This is a genomic window from Paraburkholderia sp. Clong3 (assembly GCF_050436485.1).
Classification (GTDB): domain Bacteria; phylum Pseudomonadota; class Gammaproteobacteria; order Burkholderiales; family Burkholderiaceae; genus Paraburkholderia; species Paraburkholderia tuberum.
In genome coordinates this window covers 1,264,169-1,284,887 of sequence record NZ_JBNDMH010000003.1, presented here as the reverse complement: position 1 = coordinate 1,284,887, position 20,719 = coordinate 1,264,169, and the positions used below count along the sequence as shown (strand labels likewise).

The 20,719-nt window shown below is 61.4% G+C and carries 15 protein-coding genes and 2 pseudogenes; 5 read left to right on the top strand and 12 right to left on the bottom strand.

Features of this window, described 5'->3' with window-relative positions; translation table 11 throughout:
- Window positions 1-101 precede the first annotated feature (101 nt).
- Together OKW30_RS29250 and OKW30_RS29245 are read left to right on the top strand one after the other, a co-directional pair.
- Window positions 102-1,096 (top strand): IS630 family transposase gene (locus tag OKW30_RS29250; protein WP_184074580.1). Its coding sequence is split into 2 segments (ribosomal slippage): window positions 102-567 and window positions 567-1,096, totalling 996 coding nucleotides; the frame shifts between segments, so codons are not numbered across the junction.
- A gap of 42 nt (window positions 1,097-1,138) precedes the next feature.
- Window positions 1,139-1,801 carry a hypothetical protein gene (locus tag OKW30_RS29245; protein WP_260336543.1) on the top strand — a complete coding sequence of 221 codons (663 nt, stop codon included), beginning with the start codon at window positions 1,139-1,141 and terminating at the stop codon, window positions 1,799-1,801.
- Window positions 1,802-2,569: 768 nt separating this feature from the next.
- On the opposite strand, the gene OKW30_RS29240 is transcribed toward OKW30_RS29245, so the two are convergent.
- From OKW30_RS29240 to OKW30_RS29200, 9 genes are all read right to left on the bottom strand, one after another.
- On the bottom strand, window positions 2,570-2,818 hold the full coding sequence (locus OKW30_RS29240) for an RNA-binding protein (RefSeq protein WP_187631828.1): 249 nt from the start codon (window positions 2,816-2,818) through the stop codon (window positions 2,570-2,572).
- Window positions 2,819-2,846: 28 nt separating this feature from the next.
- A complete protein-coding gene (fabI, locus tag OKW30_RS29235) occupies window positions 2,847-3,638 on the bottom strand; it encodes an enoyl-ACP reductase FabI (RefSeq protein WP_429348328.1) in 792 nt (263 codons plus the stop codon).
- A gap of 4 nt (window positions 3,639-3,642) precedes the next feature.
- Window positions 3,643-4,821, bottom strand: a complete 1,179-nt coding sequence (locus OKW30_RS29230; RefSeq protein WP_429348327.1) for an acetate/propionate family kinase — start codon at window positions 4,819-4,821, stop codon at window positions 3,643-3,645.
- A gap of 4 nt (window positions 4,822-4,825) precedes the next feature.
- On the bottom strand, window positions 4,826-5,800 hold the full coding sequence (locus tag OKW30_RS29225) for a phosphate acetyltransferase (protein ID WP_429348326.1): 975 nt from the start codon (window positions 5,798-5,800) through the stop codon (window positions 4,826-4,828).
- Window positions 5,797-8,148, bottom strand: coding sequence for a DUF3141 domain-containing protein (locus tag OKW30_RS29220; protein WP_429348325.1), 2,352 nt, complete (start codon window positions 8,146-8,148; stop codon window positions 5,797-5,799). The genes OKW30_RS29225 and OKW30_RS29220 overlap by 4 nt, the downstream gene beginning before the upstream one ends.
- Window positions 8,149-8,686: 538 nt before the next feature.
- Window positions 8,687-9,712, bottom strand: coding sequence for an alcohol dehydrogenase AdhP (gene adhP / locus OKW30_RS29215; RefSeq protein ID WP_429348324.1), 1,026 nt, complete (start codon window positions 9,710-9,712; stop codon window positions 8,687-8,689).
- A gap of 818 nt (window positions 9,713-10,530) precedes the next feature.
- Window positions 10,531-11,700, bottom strand: coding sequence for an IS91 family transposase (locus tag OKW30_RS29210; protein ID WP_429345668.1), 1,170 nt, complete (start codon window positions 11,698-11,700; stop codon window positions 10,531-10,533).
- A 23-nt stretch (window positions 11,701-11,723) separates the two neighbouring features.
- Window positions 11,724-12,599 carry a tyrosine-type recombinase/integrase gene (locus OKW30_RS29205; RefSeq protein ID WP_184062687.1) on the bottom strand — a complete coding sequence of 292 codons (876 nt, stop codon included), beginning with the start codon at window positions 12,597-12,599 and terminating at the stop codon, window positions 11,724-11,726.
- A gap of 749 nt (window positions 12,600-13,348) precedes the next feature.
- Window positions 13,349-15,082: a YncE family protein gene (locus OKW30_RS29200; protein WP_429348323.1), complete on the bottom strand. Its 1,734-nt coding sequence runs from the start codon at window positions 15,080-15,082 to the stop codon at window positions 13,349-13,351.
- Between the two features lie 533 nt (window positions 15,083-15,615).
- Between OKW30_RS29200 and OKW30_RS29195 the strand changes: the two are divergent.
- The 3 genes and pseudogenes from OKW30_RS29195 to OKW30_RS29185 form a co-directional block, all read left to right on the top strand.
- Window positions 15,616-16,667 (top strand): annotated as a pseudogene (locus OKW30_RS29195) (IS3 family transposase); the annotation flags it as partial.
- Window positions 16,668-16,732: 65 nt separating this feature from the next.
- Window positions 16,733-17,983, top strand: coding sequence for an IS256 family transposase (locus OKW30_RS29190; protein ID WP_184073972.1), 1,251 nt, complete (start codon window positions 16,733-16,735; stop codon window positions 17,981-17,983).
- A 405-nt stretch (window positions 17,984-18,388) separates the two neighbouring features.
- A complete protein-coding gene (locus OKW30_RS29185) occupies window positions 18,389-19,249 on the top strand; it encodes a serine hydrolase domain-containing protein (RefSeq protein WP_429348322.1) in 861 nt (286 codons plus the stop codon).
- Here OKW30_RS29185 and OKW30_RS29180 read toward each other — a convergent pair.
- The 3 genes and pseudogenes from OKW30_RS29180 to OKW30_RS29170 form a co-directional block, all read right to left on the bottom strand.
- A pseudogene (locus OKW30_RS29180) lies at window positions 19,241-20,032 on the bottom strand (IS3 family transposase); the annotation flags it as partial. The gene OKW30_RS29185 and the pseudogene OKW30_RS29180 overlap by 9 nt on opposite strands.
- Before the next feature lie 415 nt (window positions 20,033-20,447).
- A complete protein-coding gene (locus OKW30_RS29175) occupies window positions 20,448-20,573 on the bottom strand; it encodes a hypothetical protein (protein ID WP_256211476.1) in 126 nt (41 codons plus the stop codon).
- Window positions 20,573-20,716 carry a hypothetical protein gene (locus OKW30_RS29170; RefSeq protein ID WP_176133875.1) on the bottom strand — a complete coding sequence of 48 codons (144 nt, stop codon included), beginning with the start codon at window positions 20,714-20,716 and terminating at the stop codon, window positions 20,573-20,575. The genes OKW30_RS29175 and OKW30_RS29170 overlap by 1 nt, the downstream gene beginning before the upstream one ends.
- Window positions 20,717-20,719: the final 3 nt, after the last annotated feature.

The window sequence follows — 20,719 nt, the reverse complement described above, 5'->3', positions numbered from 1 at the left end:
GGGCGTCTCGAGCCCCGTGCTATTGATTTTTCCGTAAATCATGACAACCGTTGAGTGTCTCAAGCGTTATATTTTCAGGACGGTCCTGGAGACAAGTTGGCATGGCGCAAAGGCGAATGAGCGAAGCAGCAAAGAAGCGATTGAAGGCGGGTCGGCTGCTGCTGGCGGGCAAGGGCTGCGCCGAGGTGGCGTTGGCGGTGGGTGTGGCTCGGCAGACGGTGTACACATGGAAGCGGCTGCTCGATGAAGGCGGCATCGATGCGCTGCGAGAGGTGGGCGAGCGAGGGCGCCCGGCCCAACTCGATGAGCAACAGTTGGCGGCTGTTCGCGCCGCCCTGCTGCAAAGCCCCGTCGAGCATGGATTTGGCACTGAACTGTGGACTCTCAAGCGCGTGGGCGCGGTCATCGAACGCATGCACGGCATTCGCTTTGGCCAGACGCAGGTTTGGCGCATCCTGGGCTCACTGGGCTTTAGCCCGCAAAAGCCCGAGAAACGGGCCATCGAGCGCAACGAGGATGCCGTGCGCAACTGGAAGCGCCGCACCTGGCCCGCCCTTAAAAAAAAGCCCGACGAGAAGGCCGGCTGATTGTCTTCGTGGACGAGTCCGGCATCAGCGAGCGCCCGACCAGAGTCCGCACCTGGGCGCCCAAGGGACAGACGCCCATCATCCAGTTTCACTTCAACTGGAATCACGTCTCGGTCATCGCCGGGCTCACGCGCACCAACTGTTTGTTCCGGCTGCACGAGGGGAGCATCAAGAAGGAAGAGATCGTCCAATTCCTCAAGGCGCTCAAGGCCCACCTGAAGCAGCCGCTGCTGGTGATCTGGGATGGCCTGAAGGCGCATCGCAGTCGTTTGGTGCGCGAGTACCTGGACAGCCTGGACGGACACATCCAGATCGCGTTCCTGCCGCCGTACGCGCCGGACATGAACCCGGTCGAATACCTGTGGGCCTGGCTGAAGCGCCACGCGCTGGCCAACTACTGCCCCAATGATCTCGGCGAACTGCACGCGAGCGCCCGCAACAAGCTCAAGAGCGCTCAAAAGCGGCCTTCGATCATTGCCGCTTGCTGGATGCAGGCTACGCTGTGGTGATGTCATGAATTATGGAAGTCTCAATAGTACAACGGAGAACACATGCGAACGACAAATATGAAACTCTCGCACACGATCAGGATTCTTATCGCAACGGTCGGTCTCTCGGCGCTCGGTGCGCATGCAGCCGACGAAGCCAAAGTGCTGCCGTTTGAAACTCATGCCGCGTTCTTCTCTAGGGAGACACAGCAAAAGACACCATTGGACCCACAGGTTTTCGTCGAGCAACCGGGTGCCCCCGCCGCTACCGGGCCGCAAGGGATTAAGCGAAGCGCTGGCCTTCGCAATGCGCTAATCGCTGACACGCCGACGCTGCCTTTGAAGACCGCTACCGGCCAGCGGATGAATCTGACCTTGGGCGCCTGGCTTGGTGCCAGAGGGGAAGCGATCCTGACGCCGCAGCCGGACGGGCGTGAGAAGGTAACTGTCGTGCTTTCTGGTCTCAAGCCCAACGGACACTACAGCCTTTTCGAAAATCACTTCAATGAGAAGCCGATCGGCTTCACGCCGCTTGATGGTAGCGGTCAGGACAACGACCTGGTAGCAGACGCCGAGGGCAACGCGGCGCTCACCACGATCGCACCAGTGCCGCTGACGCACGACAACGCTGTACTCGTCGTCTATCACTCCGACGGAAAATCACACGGCAAGCAGCGCGGCGAAATTGGCGTAACGGCGCACCACCAACTCATCGCGAGACCGTAACTTTGCTGTTGTTCATGCGTGAAGGGCTGCTTCAGAGCAACGTTAACGTCCCTTGCGGGTCGCCTGCTGCCGATCGCAGCCTTCCGATGACTCCGGCCTCGTATGGGGATTGCATGAGGCAGTGATCGGCCACAACCAGCCAGTGGGCGAAACTTTGCAAACGGCCGCTCCGGTGCCGACAAGAGCCATCCGCACATGACGCGTTGATCATTAGAAAGGCGGTGGTCACGCTCCGACTCAGTATCACACCCGGAATGACATTTACCTAAACCGTCCATCCCAAAACGGGCGCAAAGGATGTCGCAGTGCATTAGTCGGCTGGTCGCGTTGATTGCTTTTCGCTAAAAGGGTCTCCGTGATTTTCGTGCCGTTTGCGTGCAAGCCGGCAAGCACGCGCCAAACATCGCGCGCCAAGCCGGAAACGGCATGCTCTTCAGATTTCGTTGACCGGGCTACATAGAGAAAACATCTATGAATTGGACACAATCGTCATGTTGAACACCGTCGGCGTCCACGCGTTCCGGCCGACCTCAGTGGTGGAGACGTCAGGTCTCACGAGCGCAAGAGCCGGCTTCAGACCATCGTGAATTGCAGCAACCGCGACCGTCCGTTCATTATGGCGGGAGAATTCGCACATCGATCAATTATCAAAATTCGCCAGAACCATTTGACAAAGGACTGCTCATGGAAGGGCACCCCTATAGTCGGAAATCAACGCATTTGGGTCGCTGAAAGCGGCCCATTTTGTGCGGCGCCACCCCATGCCGGTCATTCTGTTGGGCGCTGCACAATGATCGCTTCGATCCCATGGTCGTTCCAGAACACGTGGTGAATCCTGGCCTGAAGCAGTCGCAGCGCTTCCGGCTGCAGATCATGGAACGCAAGCAGCACAGCAGGCCGGATTCCAGTACCTGCCATGCGCTCAATGGAAACAAACGGCGGGAAGCCATAGCGGCTCAAAAACCCCCGGATGTCTTCGTCGGAAACAGTGTCTTCGACGGTTTGCAGCAATAGCATAGTCACGATGTCCTTCTCCTGTACAGTGTCACGCCATGATGTTGACGCCGCCATCGACATACAGCGTCTCCCCGGACACTCTCCGTGCGTACGGCGTGGAGAGGAAAGCGCAGGTGTAGCCGACGTCCATGATGTCGACGAGTTCGCCGAGCGGCGCGCGGTGGGCTGCTTCGTTGAGCAGCAGACCAAAGTCCTTGAGTCCGGAAGCGGCGCGCGTCATTAGCGGACCCGGTGAGACGGCGTGAACGCGGATGCCCTGCGGACCCAGTTCATGGGCGAGGTAGCGCGCGCACGCTTCGAGCGCGGCCTTCACCGGTCCCATGACGCTATAGTTCGGCACGACCTTGCTCGCGCCGTGATAGCTCATGGTGAGCAGCGTGCCACCTTTATCCATGAGGGGCGCGGCAAGCGCGGCCATACGCACGAAGGAATGGCACGAAATGTCCATTGCTTGCGCGAAGCCCTCGCTCGAGCAGTGCAAGAGGCCGCCCTGAAGGTCGTCCTTCGGTGCCCACGCAATCGAGTGCAGCACGATGTCGAGGCGTCCCCAACGCTGACCTATTTCGGCAAACACCGCGTTGAGCTGGTTCGCATCGGCGACGTCGAGCGACAGGAGCATGTCAGCATCCAATTCCTGCGCGATTGGCTCGACCCAGGCTTTCGTCTTTTCCGTGGCATACGTAATCGCAAGGTCAGCGCCGAGTTCGCGAAACGCCTTCGCGCACCCGTATGCAATCGAGTGTTCGTTGGCTATGCCCGTGACGAGCGCCTTCATGCCTTTGAGCAGTGGGCCTGCCTGTCCGCTGTTTTCCGTTGACATCGCTTTACTCCACGACAGCGCGCGTATGGCGCGCAATCATCAGTTCTTCGTTTGTCGGAATGACCCACACCGGTATGCGGCTTGAAGCGGTGGTCACGAGCGGTCCGCCCTTGAGATTAGCAGCGATGTCCAGTTCGGCACCGAGCCACTTCGCTCGCCGCACGACAGCCTCGCGGACCGCCGCCGCATGCTCACCTATACCGCCGGTAAAAACGAGCGCGTCGATGCCATCCATGGCGGCGGCAAGCGAGCCCAGTTCACGCGAGATGCGATAGACGAAAAGATCGATCGCGAAGCGGGCCCGAGGATCATCGCTTTCGAGCAGCGTGCGCATGTCCGCGGAGACGCCCGATACGCCGAGCAATCCGGACCGGCGATACAGGAGATCCTCCAGAGCACGCGCATCCATGCCACGCTCTTCCATCAGATACAGCACCACGCCGGGGTCGAGATTGCCGCAGCGGGTGCCCATCGGGAGGCCATCAAGGGCAGTAAAGCCCATCGTGCTGGCCACGCTCGCGCCCGCCACGAGGGCGCACATGCTCGCGCCGTTGCCGAGGTGCGCAACCACAGTGCGCCCCGAGGCCGCCCCGGGTGCGACGTGGGGCAACACGCTGGCGATGTACTCGTACGACAACCCGTGAAAGCCGTAGCGCCGCACGCCGAGGTCTGTGACCGCCGACGGGAGCGCGAACGCCTGGGCCACGTCGGGCTGCGTGCGGTGGAACGCCGTATCGAAGCACGCCACCTGCGGCACGTCTGGCTGCATCTGGTCGAAAAGACGTATCGACTTCAGGTTATGCGGCTGATGCAGTGGTGCCAGCGGCGTCAGCTTGTCCAGTTCGTCGACCACCGCAGGGGTCAAGCGAACCGGCCCGCTGAAGCGCTGCCCGCCGTGTACCACACGATGGCCGACGGCCACCAGCGTGTGTCCTTCGCGGTGCTCCTCGAGGAACACACCGATGTGTTCGAGCCCGTGCCGATGGTCCAGTTCCGTACCGGCGGTCCACTCCTTCGCGTGGTGCTCGCCGTGACGGTCCAATGCTTCGAATCTTGCGTGCGACGTATAGAGTCCATCGACCTGGCCATGCACGACCAGCTCCAGCGCGCTGCCCTGCTCTTCGAACGCCGAGAACTTGATACTCGACGAGCCAGCGTTGAGGACGAGAATCACGTCTGCCATGGCATCACCCCACCATCTTTGCCGCCTCGCGCCGCGCGAGGGCAACGAGCACGGCCACCGCGCACGAGGCGAGGCGGGTAATGAGCGAATCGGCCCGGCTCGTCAGGATGATGGGCACGCGCGCGCCTAGCACGATACCGGCCGCGTCCGCGCCCGCGAGGAACGACAGGCTCTTGGCCAGCATGTTGCCCGCTTCGAGGTCGGGCACCATGAGCACATTGGCGCGCCCCGCCACCGGCGACTCGATGTGCTTGATGCGTGCCGCCTCGGCGTCGATGGCGTTGTCGAGCGCAAGCGGACCGTCGACGAGTGCCCCGGTCACCTGCCCGCGGTCCATCATCTTGCATAGAGCGGCAGCCTCGATTGTGGACGGCACTTTCGGGTTCACTGTCTCCATAGCCGAAAGAATCGCCACCCGCACTTCCGGAAACCGCAAGGCGTGGGCAAGATCGATCGCGTTCTGCAGGATGTCGACTTTTTCCTCAAGCGTCGGAGCGATGTTGATCGCCGCGTCGGTCACGATTAGCGGATCCGCATGTCCCGGCACATCCATCACGAAGCAGTGGCTGATGCGCCGGCCTGTGCGCAGCCCCGAATCGCGGCGGACCACCTCGGCCATCAGTTCGTCGGTGTGAAGGCTGCCCTTCATGAGCGCTTCGGCCTTGCCTTCGCGCACGAGCTGGACGGCCGCAGCCGCCGAAGCTTCGCTGAACGGTGTGTCGACGATCGGGTAATCGGCGATCGGAAGACCGCATTCCGAAGCGACTGAGACGATGCGCTCGCGCGGACCGACGAGCGTGGGCGCGATCAGCCCTTGCTGCGCGGCTTCGACCGCCCCCTGCAAGGAACTCTTGTCGCAGGGATGAACGACGGCCAGAGGCATGGGAGCGAGGTTACGGCATTGCGCAATGAGCTCGTGGTACTTGACGTGTCCGGATTCCATGGCGGGTTCCCTCACTGACGGGTTGGCGGCACTCACGATGCTGTGGCCCGAACGCGCGGTGCGCGGGCCTTTTGGGGCTGCGACTCGCGCGCGGTTGTCGCGCCGAGCACTGACCGGATGGCGCGCAGCGCCTCTTCCTGCGCGGGTGTCGGCGGGATGCGCAGCACCCGCCGGTCGGCCAGCAGCTTGTCGAGCAAGGTCAGGAGCCGGTTTCGGTCTTCCGGGCTGGCGAGCAGATCGGGCAACGTCTGGATAGCCTGTTGCGGCTCAAAAGTCGCGATGAGTTCCTGCTCCCCGCGAATGCGCCGCCAGTCGGCAGGAGGCAAATGCGGCAGGTCGTCGGCGTATTCATCGACCAATTGCTTGACTGTCTCGATGCGCGATAGCGGCAGCGGCTCGCCCTTTGGCGCGAGCAGGAACGCGGTGCGCGCGACCGCCTCGTTGTAGCCGCCCTGCCTCAGCGAGGCGAGCGCCGCCTGGACGAACGGCAGGCTGCGAGGATCGGCGGCGGCGGACGTGCCGGCCCCATGCTCGCCGAGGCGGTCCGGGTCGTACATTGCGAAAAGATTCGCGTAGATGGAGAAGAACAGTGCTTCGATGCTGGCGTCTCTTACCGCCCGGAACTGATCGAGCGAGGCGCTGATCAGTTCTGAGCCGCGCTGCTCCACCTTGCGCCAGGGTTCGAGGTCGCTCGAGGGCTGCCGGCTGGCTCTGACAGCATCGGCCATCGGACGCAGCGCGGCCACCCACGGATTCAGGTCCGAGAATGCCCAGCGCTGCAGACGCAACGGATGAAAGTCGCGCAGCAACCGCGCGGTCGTCTCGTTCGACGCATGCTGCACAAAGGGTTGAACGAACAGTTCGTAGGCTCGCTGGTTGAACTCCGACACCGCCGCCACGGCCTTGAACGGCTTTTCGTCCTCGCGCCGCAACTCGTTGAAATGCTCGACGGCTTCTTCCAGCCGGTGTTCGGTGAGCGAGACCTCGTATTCCGTTTTGCCGTCTGCGCCCTTTCCCTCCTTGATCGACATGCCGTAGAGGCCCGGCGCGAGCGTCTCGATTGTCTCCAGCACGTTGAAGATCTGCGTGTATTCCTTCTTCGCCACCTTGCCGGAAACAAAGATGCCGAGATGGCCGACGTCCTCGTGCATCAGGGCGACGATGACCTGGCCGCGCGCCTTGATCTCCTCGGTGCTGCTGTACATGTCAGCGACCCAGTTGAACGCCTGTTGCGGCGGCGTGATGTTGTCGCCCATCGATGCGAAAAGGATGATGGGCGAGCGGATGGCACGCAGATCGAAGGATTTGCCCGACGGGCCGGACACTTCGCCGGACCACAGCTTGTTGCCGATGAAAAGGTTACGGGTGATCCACTCGATCTCTTCCCGGTTCATCAGGTAGTAGCTGCCCCACCACCGCTCGAACTCGATAAAGCGCGCCGGTTCCGTATCGATGTTGGCGAACACGTTGTAGTACTTGTCCCAGAACGTGTTGGCGGGGTTCAAATACTCGAAGTTGTTCACGAGATGCGCGCCGTCGAACTTGCCGTTGCCAAGATCGGCCGCCAGGGACGAGAGCCACGTGCCGCCCAGAATGCCTCCGGCATAACGCATTGGATTGGGCACCTCGCTCTCGCTCCACGCCCCGCTCCAGTAAGACATGGGCGCGCCGTTGACCAGGATAGGACCGGTGTCTTCCGGCGACGAACTGGCAAGCATCATCGCGGCCCAGCCGCCTTGGCAATTTCCGACGATCGCGGGCTTTGGGCTGTCTGAATGCAGTTCGCGCACCTTCCGTACGAACTGCTGCTCGGCCGCGCACACGTCGAGCAGGGTCTGGCCGGGCTCTGGCTCCTGGAAGAACACAACAAAATAGACGGGATGACCGGCGCGCAGGGCAACGCCGACCTGCGAATCGTCCTTGAAGCCCCCGATGCCGGGACCGTGCCCGGCGCGCGGATCGATGATCAGATACGGGCGCTTCTTCACGTCGACCACAACACCTTCCGGCGGCCGTATCGACAGCAGAGCGTAGTTGACGGGCCGCTCAAAGTGCCTCGCGTCGAGCACTGTGTCATAGTCGAAATGCAACGCCGGCTTGATCCCGGCCTTGTTACGCTCGATGAACTCGTTGCCGCGTTGACGCAAGGCATCCCAGAACAGGACGGAGCGCTGCGCGAAATCGGCCGTATAGTGCCAGGCACCCCATGGTGTGAACTGCGCCAGGTTGGGAATGGTGAGCGCGGACGTGCCGTCGCCCCCCTCGATTGCGTCGCTCGTCCTCTGCCCGAACCGTTGCCGGGCCTCTTCCAGGCGATTGTGCAACAGGCGCAGGATTTTCAATGCGATCTCGTGATTGCGTGTCAGCTGGGTAACCTGGTCCATCTCATGAATCTCCTTAAGCGAAGCGACTTAACCCGGCACAACTGCTCATTCCGTTGCCTGATTACGCAGAGAAGCCTAGATGCCGACTGGATTACGGGCAGCACCAAGCAAAGACAATCCGTTTTATGATATACATATCATTTATGAGTTTGTTGTCATTATAAACCCAGTCGATGACAGGACGGTCGAGTTCAGCGGGCTGCGTCGTTACGCCGCAGCGTGGGAAAATTGCCTGGGAAAACTATCGGGGGGCGTCGCGAAAGTCAGTCTGAGTCAAGAAACGACAAGAACAGTTGAAAATCCTCTTCTTTGCCGTCGTGCGGTGTTGCCGTCATCAACAAGACGTGCCGCGAGATTTCGCCCAGAGCTTGTCCGGCTTGAACCGGCGGCTCTCGTTGACTTTCGTCCCATACCAGGTCGCCGACAGCTTGTGGGCCTCATCAACGATGACCAGATCCCACCGGCTGACAGAATAACCGCGAGGAATGATGCGATGCCCCGCGAAATCGCGGGGCATCGCAAAGCGGGCTGTTATCAGTCAATCGAACGTCAATACCATTCTGCCGTTGACATTTCCGTTCCGCAGGTCGGTCAAGACCGTGTTGATGTTGTCGAGCCGCTCGCGTTGGATATGGGCTCGGACCTTGCCTTCCGCGGCGAAGTCTAGCGACTCTTGCAGATCGCGCCGCGTTCCCACGATCGAGCCGCGCACGGTGATGCCGTTCAGTACCGTCGAGAAGATAGGCAGGGGAAAATCGCCCGGCGGCAGGCCGTTAAGCGCAACCGTGCCGCCGCGGCGCACCATGCCGAGGGCCTGCGCGAAGGCGCTGCGAGAGACCGCGGTGACGAGCACGCCGTGCACTCCGCCGATTTCCTTCTGGATGACGGCGGCGGGATCAGTCTTGGATGCGTCGATCGCGAGATGCGCGCCGAGTTCGCGCGCGAGCGCGAGCTTGTCCTCGCTCACGTCGACCGCGACCACGTGAAGTCCCATCGCGATCGCATATTGCACGGCCACGTGACCGAGACCGCCGATGCCTGAGATCGCTAACCATTGCCCTGGCCGCGTATCGGTCACGCGGATACCTTTGTAGACCGTGACGCCGGCGCAAAGGATCGGCGCGATTTCGTCGAAGGCGATCTGCTGCGGCAGGGGTCCGACGTAGTTGGGATCGGCGAGCACGTATTCGGCATAGGCGCCGTTCACGGAATAGCCGGTGTTCTGTTGGTCATGGCAAAGCGTTTCCCAGCCGCTCTGGCAATGTTCGCAGTATCCGCACGCGGTATAGAGCCACGGCACGCCAACCCGGTCGCCTTCCTTGACGTTCGTGACGCCGCTGCCCGCCGCCGCGACGAAACCCACACCTTCGTGGCCGGGGATGAATGGCAGCGTCGGCTTGACGGGCCAGTCGCCGTCGGCAGCGTGCAGGTCCGTGTGACACACGCCGGACGCCTTGATGTTAACCAGAATCTGTCCCGGCCCTGGCGTGGGTACGGGCACTTCTTCGATATGAAGCGGTTCCCCAAAGGCATGCACGACGGCCGCCTTCATCGACTGAGCCATGAGATTCTCCTGTGGCGTTGGCATTGCTGGCAGTATTCGCGTCGTACAGCAAAGCGACTTGACGTAGATCAATGGGGGCATCGAAGCGCACAAGTCCGGCACCGCAAGCATGCGTATCTGATGCGCAGGCCTGCCGTCAGCGCATACGACACCCACAGCCTGCTGAGTACCCGCAGGCGCTTCATCGCATCCGTCAAGAGCGATTAGCGACCACGCGCGGATGTTCGGAAGGCCGTCCTGCGGTAAGTCGTAGTGTCGCCCGCGATCGTCTCATGCTGGCCGGCAAGCGGACGGTCGTCAGATTTTCCCGGGCAGCTCATGTGGGTCGGCTGCTGCCGATTGCCGTCGGGCAGAGGTCGGCCACAACCTGCCCTTCAGCGAGCGGGCGAACCTGCCGTTGGAACGGCCGCATTACTCCGCTACCTGACCGACGAGCTACGCGCACAATTCTTGAGGTTTGTTCATTCTTGAGGTTTGTTCGATGCCTGCCCATGTCCGTGGACTCGGGGTGCGCGCCGGCGCGTGCGGGCAGGCGTTGAATAAACCTGAAGGGAGGAAACCGCGGAGTGCTCTGATGCAATGGAGTCTTCGGGGCTATGGCGATTGATTGCCCGGGATGGCGAGCGGTGTTGCGGGATGCGTGGTCAGGCGGGAGGCCGGTTGAGGGCTGAGGTTGTGCCGAAGCGGTGCAGTGGCGCCATCGTGATGGCGGAACGGACGTGCAAGGGCCTGTGCGAAGCGACAGACGCAAAGGTCTGCTCGTGGGCCGCGTTGCCGCAAAGCCGAGGGTCGGGTTGTTCGTCCTGGAACAGTGGCGCTCATATCTCGCCCCGGCGCGTGGGTGGTGCGCGGATCGGTGCAATGCGCGCAAGGATATCGATGACGATCATCGGCGCGCCGCAGTGCCGGCAGATGAAGGCGGGGCGCGTTTCGATGACGGTTTCGTGAGCTGATGTGTTGACGTCGGTCGCGACGTGCAGCAGTTCGCGGACCTTCGCGAGACTGGCGCGGCGCACCGGGTTGGCGAGCAGTCCGTAGTGACGGATACGATGGAAGCCACCGGGCAGCACATGGAGCAGGAAGCGGCGCATGAACTCGCCGGCTTCGAGGGTCATGGTCTTGTAGCGGGTGTGCCCCTTCGCACGGTAGTCCTTCCAGCGGAAGGTCACGCCGCGTTCATCGAATGCAAGCAGGCGCTGGCTGGAGATCGCGACGCGGTGCGTATAGCGCGACAGGTACGCGAGCACTGCTTCGGGTCCTGCAAAGGGACGCTTTGCGTAGACGACCCATTCGCAGGCACGCAGCGGCGCAAGCCACACGTCAAAGACAGCTGGGTCGGCAAGTTCAGCGTACTGGCCGAAGAACTGCAGGTGGCCGTGCCGGTGCGCGTCCGTGAGCGCTTCGAGCAAGCGCCTGCGGAACAGGCGCGATAGCACACGTACCGGCAGGAAGAAGCCGGGCCGGCATCCGATCCACCGCTGACCATCGGGCGACAGCCCACCACCGGGGACGATACCGTGTACGTGCGGATGATGCGTGAGTGCCGAGCCCCAGGTGTGCAGCACGAGCGTCGCGCCGATCTGGGCGCCGAGGTGCTTCGGATCAGCGGCAATGGTGCGTAGCGTTTCGGCGGCGATATCGAACAGCAGCCCGTAGATGACGGCCTTGTTGTACCAGGCGATGGCACTGATGGGCGCGGGCAGCGTGAAGACGACATGGTAGTACCCGACCGGAAGCAGATCGGCCTGGCGTGCCTGGAGCCAGCGATGCGCAGCACTGCCCTGGCACTTGGGGCAATGACGGTTGCGGCAGGAGTTGTAGGCAACCTCGATGCGGTCGCAGCCGGCGCAGCGCAGCACATGCCCCCCGAGTGCCGCACTGCGGCACTGTTCGATGGCCGACATGACCTTCAGCTGCCCCAGGCTCAGCGCTACCGTGCGCCGCCACGCCGGCCCGCAGGCGCGGAAGATATCCGCGACCTCCAGCACGGGGTGCTCCGCGTGCGGCCGGGCTAGCCGGCGGGCAGGCGGTCCAGCGGACTGACCACCTTGCGCAGGAGGTCAGTGGCAACCTGGGTATAGAGCGTGGTGGTCTCGATCTGCCTGTGTCCAAGGAGCACCTGGATCACGCGGATATCCTCCTTCTGTTCCAGCAGGTGCGTGGCAAAGGAATGCCTCAGCGTGTGCATGGATACGCGCTTGTCGATGTTTGCGGTCTCGGCGGCCGCATGGATGGCGCGGGTCAGTTGCCGCGTGCTGAGCGGGTCGATCGGATCGAGGCCCGGAAAGAGCCACCCGCCATCGAGCATGCAGCCCTGGGCACGGGCAACGCGCCACCAGACGCGCAGACGTTCGAGCAGGACCGGCGAGAGCATCGCGTAGCGGTCACGGCGGCCCTTGCCCTGCTCGATGCGCAGGGTCATGCGCTGGCTGTCGATGTCGCTGACCCTGAGGGCGACCACTTCGCTCGCACGCAGCCCGGCGCCATAGGCGACCGACAGCGCGGTCTGATGCTTGAGGTTTCCGGCTGCCGCGATGAGCCGGCGCACCTCCTCGGGGCTGAGCACAACCGGGAGCGTGCGAGGCACGCGTACCGGCTGCATCCGCGCCATCAGCTCAGGCCGGCCGAGCGTGACTTCGAAGAAGAACTTCAGACCGCTGATCGCGGCGTTCAGCGACACCGGCGACGCGCCGTGATCGACCAGATGCAGCTGGTAGTCCCGGAGGTCCTCGACAGTGGCGGTATCGGGTAAACGCCCGAGGTATCGGGCGAACTGACGTACGGCACGTAGGTAGGCGGCCTGGGTCTTGGGTGCGAACTTGCGCATGCGCAAGTCCTCAAGCATACGGCGGCGCAGCGGGCTGATGCCCGGATCGGAGGAGGTCATGATGGGGCTCCTGCTGGAGGACGAGGCGGATTGCCTCAACCACCAACATAAGCGCCGGCGCCACTGGCCTCCCATTCGCCGCCAGAGACGGGCCGCAGCCCCCTACCGCGCGAGCGGTTTAGTCCATTCGGCCATACCCGACGTTCAGGTATCGCATCTGTCAGGCAGCAACGAGTCACTTTGCCGACATTCGCACTTCGGCGGCGGCGAACGTCAACTGCCACTGCAACCGAATGCGTACTTGCGACCCGCAACCGACCTTCGAATTCACATTGCGAATGTTCGTTGTTGCTCCTACATGAGACGTTCGCCGATGGGCCGTCGACTACCGTTGATCGGCTGAGGTCGCCGATCGGACGGCACGGTCATCAGCCGCGCGATTGTCCACTCTGGGGTGGCGCCGGAGCCAGCAAGCCGATCATCCAGTTACACTCAAACTGGATTGCCGCTTTAGCTAATTTGACCGCACCATCCAGCCCGGAGCTGAACCCGGCGGAACATCTGCGGACCTGGTCAAACGTCACGACCTCGCCAGCTTCTGCTCGCATTCGCTCACTGAAACACAAGGCCACCGCTCGCCAACGTCTGCGTCGCGCCCGGCAATGCGGCAACACCGTTGCAGTTTGCTGGAGGCAGGGCGGACTGCAGTGCTGTCGTCACTCGTGCAATTCTCGACCACGCCGCCCCCTGCATGAAGATCCGGGATTCGGAATGGCCTGCGTTATGCAGTCAGACGCGCACGCCCTGATTCATCGCTCAAGCGTCAGTATCGTGCTCTTGGTCACGAACGCGCTTGCAAGGATGGTCATCTCATAAACCGTGGTCGCCCCCAGCGGTTCAATAAGAATATCGAAGGTTTCACTTGTTTGTCCGACCGGAACGACGACCGGATTCCCCACGAGCGCGACCGGCAGGGCCGGGCCGCCGGTTCCCGGTTTTATCGGCTTCGGCGTATGAATTGCCACGGCCACGACTGTGACGTTCGTCGGCCCGGACACCGGCTCCACGAGATATACCGTGCCCGTCGTCGTTGCGCCGTTTGGACCCACCATCACGGGCGATTTGACTGTGACGGCCTGCAGCACGCCCGTGTCCGCGCCAGGCTCTAATGTCAGTGTCGCAGACACGGTCGCCCCCCCAAAGCTGGCATATAAAGTGCCTACGGTGTCGCCAAACGGCCCTAGGGTCGGGGGTGCGGTGACAGTGAACCCAAGCGAGGTTCCGTCGGATGGGTCCACGGGAATCGGCGCGGGCGATGCCGTCGCAAAACCCAGCGGTTCCCATGTAAGAGTCACCCACCCGGGACTGACTACTGCCTCGTTCAGCCTGACCGTTCCTTTGATGGAGTGGCCGAGCGCAAGGGTATTGGAGTCGAATGTCAGGCTCACGACCTGCGACACGACCGGCGTTGGCGGAGTGACGAACGCGCCGAAGAATTGAGGCACGAGAAGGGAGTCCGCCAAACTGCTAAGGTTGATAGTCTTGGTAACCGTATATTTTTGTGGGCCTGTCGTCGCAATCTGCACTAACAGTGACGGCAGTGTTGGAGCCAGCGGCGCACCCAGCACCAGAACGTACTCTCCATCGGGCGTCACCGCCACGGCACCCGCCCCGGTGAAGGCCTGGTTCTGTAACAGGGCGTTTAATGGAATTTTAATTTGGCCCGTGTTGGGATTGGTGGGGTCGATGACATAGAGGTCGTCCGTCGGGTCACCGTGTGCAACGTATACAACCGCTCCGTCAGGCGCGATCGCAATTCCTAGGGGGTTCTGGCCCACCGTCACAGGCGCGGGCAACACCGAGGGTGGGTTCGTCGTTGTGTCGATCATGGAAACAGTGCTGTCTCCGGAGTTCGCCACGTAGACCCGTGTCCCGTCAGGCGATACCGCAATCCCTTGGGGTTCATGACCGACCTGCAGCGATGGGGGCACTGCCGAGGGCGGGTTCGTGGTTGTGTCGATCACGGAAACAGTCCCGTCCCTGGAATTCGCCACGTAGACCCGTGTCCCGTCGGGCGATTCTGCAATCCCTTGGGGACGATTGCCAACGCTCACCTGCACCACATTGGCCATATTGTTCGCGGCCGTGGTGATCACGAAGACCTTGTCCGTATTGTCCGCCACGTAGACCTGTGACCCGTCGGGCGATACGGCCATACTTCCTGAGAAGACAGTGCCGCCCGGTGACGCGCCACTCGCAAAGAGAGCTGGCGTCGCCAGCACCAACGCCGATGGTGGAGCCTCGGCCATGTTGATCGCGTAGAGGAAGCAAGTAGCGCCATCGGGCCACACCAATACATAGACGGGGGTCCCACCGGGTGCGACCGCAAGTGCGCTGATGTTCGAATTCGCAGTTTGAACTGGAATGTTCACCGTTTGCACCGGCACCGGACTCTCATTCACGGCGTCAAACACATAGACGGCACATGTTTCTGGATGCGGAGATTCGTAATTAGCCGGGATAAACGCAAGCGCATCAGCCATGTTCTTTCTCCATCAAGCAATCCGGGTTGAGCATCTTGCATGAACAGATGCATCGCTCTGGTGCCGGCCGCGCATAGACCCGGGACGTGGGCGCATAGACCCGGGAAGTGGGTCCAGGATTTCGAGCAGGCCCCTCACATGATCAACAACTGGCTCCCATTGACTCATCGCGACACCGGAACACAGCACGACGAAATCTGTTGCCGAAATATTCCGGCGTGAATGGCGATCTGTCTGGACATGCCCGGCATTTCCTATTTCACAGGATAGTAGGTATCCACGAAAGCGGAAACATCGAAAGGCCAAGGTCAGCAACCGCTTTCATTCCCGGGAAGCCTGGTTCCGGCGTCGTCTTCTGTTAAGGTTTGGCCGCTGCCCGCTCGCTACTGCATGCTCACAGACTTTCGGATATGAGCCGGCATCGAACAACCCTGAGACGATCGGGACGTCACATCATCATCGGGTGTAATGGTCTAATTCCCTCGGACAGGTCGATAGGAGGACAATCCGGAATCGACGAGGAACAGAGCTAGATGACAAGGAAGCGCCGACAATTCGATGCCAGCTTCAAGCTGGAAGTGGTGAAGATGATACGAGACCAAGGCTTGTCGGTGGGCGAGGTTTGCCGGTCGATGGACCTTGGCGAGACGGGGGTACGGCGCTGGCTGGCGCAGTACGACGCGGAATGCGCGGGCGGTGCTGGCGCGGGCAAGCCGCTGACGGCCGAACAGCAACGCATTCGGCAACTGGAGGCGGAGAACCGGCAACTGCGTGAAGACAACTCCCTGCTAAAAAAAGCCTCGGCCTTCTTTGCACGGGAACTGAAGTGAGTTACCGCGCGGTAGCCCACTTGCAAGAGAAGGCCGTATCGGTCAGTGCCGCGTGCCGGGTATTGGGGGTAAGCCGCTCGGGCTACTATGCGCACCGGCGCGCCAAGCCGAGCCCAAAGCGCCTGCATGAGCAGACCCACATCAGGGCAGCATTTGCTGCCAGCGGCGCGAGCTACGGCAGCCGGCGTGTGATGCATGCCGTACGCGAGCAAGGGCTTCGCACGGGCCGCCATCGGGTGCGCACGCTGATGCGCGAAGCGGACTTGCGCACGACGTGGAAGCGCAAGTTCGTTTCGACGACCGACAGCAAGCATACGTTGCCGGTGGCCGAGAACGTGCTGGACCGTCAGTTTGACGTGGCTGAGCCGAATCGGGCGTGGGTTTCGGATATCACGTATATCCGCACGGCCCAGGGCTGGCTTTATCTGGCGGTCGTGCTGGACCTTTACTCGCGCAAGGTCGTGGGCTGGTCCATGGCACCCAGCATGCCGGCCGGATTGGTCATGTCGGCACTGACCATGGCGTTGCAGCAACGCCGGCCAGTGCCGGGATTGGTCCTGCATTCGGACCGTGGCAGCCAATATGCAAGCGACGCATATCAAGCCTTGCTCAAGCGGCATCACGTGGTTTGCAGCATGAGCCGCAAGGGAAATTGTTGGGACAATTCGGTGATGGAACGCTTCTTCCTGAACCTGAAGATGGAGCGCGTATGGCAGCGCCGGTACGCCAATCACGACGAGGCACGGCAGGACATCAGAGGGTGTAAAAATTTTTGTGTAAACGGTCATTTGGCAGGAAACTGTCAGCAACAGGAGCACAGATGACCGTAGCGAAACGCAACAAAAGAGAAAAACCCGATCCTGAACTCGTCAAGCTGGCAGACAGCCTGCTGGCGAACTACCAGAAGCCGGAAGATCTGATAGGCGAGAACGGGTTGCTCAAGCAGCTCACGAAGATGCTGGTGGAGCGAGCGCTTGAGACGGAGATGTCCGAGCACTTGGGCCATGGCAAGAGCGAAGCGGTGACTAATGCCACTGGCAACACCCGGAATGGGCATAGCGCCAAGACATTGCAGGGGGAGTTTGGCGAGTTGCCGCTCAATATTCCGCGCGACCGTCAGGGCGCATTCGAGCCGAAGCTTGTGGAGCGTCATCAGACGCGCTGGACGGGCTTCGACGACAAGATCATTTCGTTGTACGCGCGAGGTCTGAGCGTGCGCGAGATCCAGGGCCATCTGGAAGAGATGTACGGCACGGAGGTGTCGCCCACGCTCATCTCGGCGGTCACCGACGCCGTCAGCGAGGAGGTGAAGGTCTGGCAAGGCCGTGCGCTCGATGCGCTTTACCCGATCGTCTATCTCGACTGCATCCACGTCAAGGTGCGCGACAGCGGCGCGGTGCGCACCAAGGCAGTGTACCTGGCCATCGGCGTGAACATGACCGGTCACAAGGAGGTTCTGGGACTGTGGATTGCCCAGACCGAGGGTGCAAAGTTCTGGTTGCAAGTGGTCACTGAGCTGAAGACGCGCGGCGTGCAGGACATTTTTATCGCCTGCGTCGACGGGCTCAAAGGTTTCCCTGAAGCCATTGAAGCGGTCTATCCGAAGGCGGCCGTGCAACTGTGCATCGTGCATATGGTGCGCAACAGCCTGAACTTCGTGCCGTGGAAAATACAGCAGGAAGTCGCCGCCGATCTGAAGACGATCTACACTTCATCGACCGTAGAGTTGGCCGAGCAGATGCTCGGCGTCTTCGAGGCCAGGTGGGACAAGGACTACCCTTCCATCGGGCAGAGCTGGCGGCGCAACTGGGCACGCGTGATTCCGTTCTTCGATTACCCGCCGGAAATCAGGAAGGTGATTTACACCACGAATGCCATAGAATCGATCAACATGAGTCTGCGCAAAGTAATCAAGACCCGCAGCTCGTTTCCGACCGATGAGGCCGTGACCAAGCTGTTCTACCTGGCGCTGAACAACATCAGCAAGAAGTGGACGATGCCTATCCGCGACTGGAAAGCGGCCCTGAACCGCTTCACAATCCAGTTCGAAGAGCGGCTGGTGCCGGGTTAAACCTCAACCCGTTTACACAAAATTCCGGACACCCCCGGACATACGCAGTACATCGTCGGCTTCTACAACCCCGTGCGCTTGCACTCGACTTTGGGCTATCTGTCGCCCGCCGCCTACGAGGCGAAATCGACAGCAAAAGAACCTATCTGCCTGTCCGAAATTACTTGACCACCACAGGGGACCGTCACATGGCCGCCAGCTAGCGGCCACTCGCAAACGTGCTTCGACCGGCTGAAACTGGCCGACCGCCGCCTAATGCGCTACGCATAAGCCGGCCACGACGGAAAGTCAAAATCCCCAAAAGCGGTGGTTGCGGTCGGCGGTCGACGAATAAGCGGCCGTCCGAGCGACTGGCGAAAATTTTGGCGCCAGACAATATCCCCGTCCCTACACGTTGAGCCACGTATGCCTAAAACCGACCACAACGCACAAGCTTCCCACTCGCACTTCCCCAGCAACGATGAAATTCTTTCAATTCTTTCGGATCGCGTCGATGGGAGGAGGCAAAGCGTGGGAATCGTGGTCGGCATGATCGATGGTGGCAGGCGGCGTGTCGTGAGCTATGGCCGCCACAGCGCCGACAACACCAGCACTCCTGATGGCGACTCTGTGTTCGAGATAGGCTCAATCACAAAGGTCTACACGGCACTCCTACTCGCTGATATGGTCGGGCGAGGAGAAGCAACATTCGACGAGCCGGTTCAGGATCTGCTTCCAAGCGGCGTAGTGATACCTGAGCGTAACGGCCGGAATATCACGCTGCAGCAGCTATCAACACATTTGTCCGGCCTTCCCAGAATGCCCGACAACTTCAATGGCGACGACCCCGATCCTTATCGGCATTACACCGTTGGCGCGCTCTACCAATTCCTCGCAGCGCACGAACTCACGCGCGATGTTGACACGGTTGAAGAATATTCCAATCTTGGCGTCGGCCTGTTGGGCCATGCGCTGACGTGCCGTGCCAACAAAGACTATGAGACCTTGATCCGCGAGCGCGTCACTGGTCCGCTGGGTATGCATAGCACATCGATCGAGTTGTCAGATTCCATGAAAATCCGTCTTGTACCCGGACATGACGCCTCACTGCGGCCAGTGCCAGGATGGAATCTCGGTCCGTCACCTTTTGCCGGAGCGGGCGCACTTCGCTCGACAGTGAACGACCAGCTGACCTTAATGGAGATCATCTTCGGGCAGCGTAAATCCAGCCTCGACCAGGCGATTGAACCGCCCCGGGAATCGTGGAGGCTGGTTGGTTTAAGTTGATGCGGGTTCTGCGGCAGCTGTTTCAAGTTGCCGATAGTAGTTTGCCTCAGCTTCGGCGGGCGGGATATAGCCGAGGGGTTCCATCAATCGATGATGATTGAACCAGGCCACCCACTCCAGCGTTGCTAGTTCAACGGATTCCCGCGTTTTCCAGGTGCGGCGATGAATCAGTTCAGCCTTGTACAAACCGTTGATCGTTTCAGCCAAGGCGTTGTCATAGCTGTCGCCCCGGCTGCCGACCGACGGTTCGATGCCCGCTTCGGCCAGCCGTTCGCTGTAGCGAATGCTGACGTATTGGGACCCTCTGTCCGAATGGTGTATCAAGGTTCCGTCGTCGCCCGGGCGCCGCGCGTAAAGCGCCTGTTCAAGTGCATCCAGAACGAAGTCCGTGGTCATCGAGCTGCTGACTCGCCAGCCGACGATACGGCGAGCGAACACATCGATCACGAAAGCCACATACAGCCAGCCCTGCCACGTCGAAACGTAGGTGAAATCCGAAACCCAGAGCTGGTTCGGCCGTGCCGCCTTGAACTGGCGATTGACCCGATCCAGCGGGCGCGGGGCTATGGCATCAGGAACAGTCGTGCGAACACGCTTGCCTCGCATCACGCCTCGCAAACCCAGTTGCTTCATCAACCGTTCGACCGTGCAGCGCGCCACCGCGATACGCTCCCGGTTCATCTGTTTCCAGACTTTATCCGCGCCGTAGACCTGCATGTTGGCCTGCTGTGAATGGCGGTCGGAATCCGACATTGGATGGCGGCGTCGGACAGCCGGGCGACGCGATTGCTGTTCAGCCCGGCGACTCTGGGACGTTTCATGAGGCTCACATTCGGGTGCGTCGGAGGGAGCCCGTAGGGCGAGCGCAGACGCACCGGGGATGTTCGGTTCGGCAGGGGGATGACGCGGGAATCGGGATGCGGTAGAAGAACGACTACAACTGACCGCCGAAGAAACAGGCCCGACACCGGTCCTAACCGCCAAGTTCATTCCAGTGTCGAGCCCCACACGCGCACAACGGGGTACGGGTGCCGGGCCAGTATGGCACGGCTGATCCGCCTCGTCGATTCCGCTTCGGCATTGACGGGGACTGCCGATGCCGGCCACTGGCCGCCTCTTTCTGTGCGCCCGCTGCCGGGCGCAGGTCGTCGTGTGCCGCCGTTGCGATCGCGGCCAGATTTACTGCGGTGGCGACTGCTCACAGGCCTCGCGCCGCGCCCGCCTGCGCGAGGCTGGCCAACGCTATCAACTCAGTCGTCGTGGCCGCTTTGCACATGCCGAACGGATGCGTCGCTATCGTCAGCGCCTCAATAAAGTGACGCATCAGCGTTCCCCGACACCCGTCGCCAATGCTCTACTGCCACTGACTTCGACGACGACGGCCACCGCATCGACATCCACTGTCGCCGCGCCCGGATCGACGCCTTGCTGCTTCTGTCGCCGCATCTGTTCGGGCCTTGTACGCATCGG